1 protein-coding gene is annotated in these 673 nt (G+C 39.4%); it reads right to left on the reverse strand.

All coding sequences use genetic code 11. From position 1 onward, the window contains the following. Positions 1-572 (reverse strand): MIP/aquaporin family protein (locus tag HT689_RS09515; RefSeq protein ID WP_173281016.1); only part of this gene is annotated, 572 nt, incomplete at its 3' end. Between the last annotated feature and the right edge of the window lie 101 nt (positions 573-673).

Genomic DNA, 673 nt, shown 5'->3' on the forward strand with positions numbered 1-673 from the left:
AAATCAACTGTTTGTCCTGCTTGTGTTGCCATTTGTTTCATGTATTGAAGCACTTCAGCACCAAAGAAGTTTTTAGTCAAACCAAGAGCTGCAAAGAACAAAACAAATGAACCAACAAACTCGTTAATCAAACCATTGACAGTTGCTGCATAGCGACTTTCTTTTGTACCATGGTCAATACTTGAAATAGTTGAGAAAGTTCCCAAGATGTTATTTGGGTTTTCAGTTTTCAAGTAGAATGGACGGTGTGTTGCCACAACTAAGGCTTGACCAAAGATAGCCCCCAATACTTGCGCGATAATGTAAGGTACCACTTGTGCCCAAGGGAAAAGACCGCTAACTGCAAGTCCTAGAGTGAAGGCAGGGTTGATGTGGTTCCCAGATACGTTACCAAACATTAAGGCTGGGATCATAACCCCCATACCATAACCAACAGCGATGACGATCCAGCCACTTTGGTGACCTTTCGTACCTTTAAGTTCAACGTTGGCAACTGCACCATTCCCAAGAATGATCAAAATGGCAGTTCCCAAAAATTCAGTGGCATACTTCAGTGCCCATGTGAAATCCATTTGCTAGATTCTCCTTAAAATTTTTTAGATAATTCTTATTCTATCAATTTTTATATCTTTTAGCAACTACTTTCCCAAAAGATTATATAAAAAAGCGATTT

This window comes from Streptococcus sp. 2342 (assembly GCF_013276795.1).
Taxonomy (GTDB): Bacteria; Bacillota; Bacilli; order Lactobacillales; family Streptococcaceae; genus Streptococcus.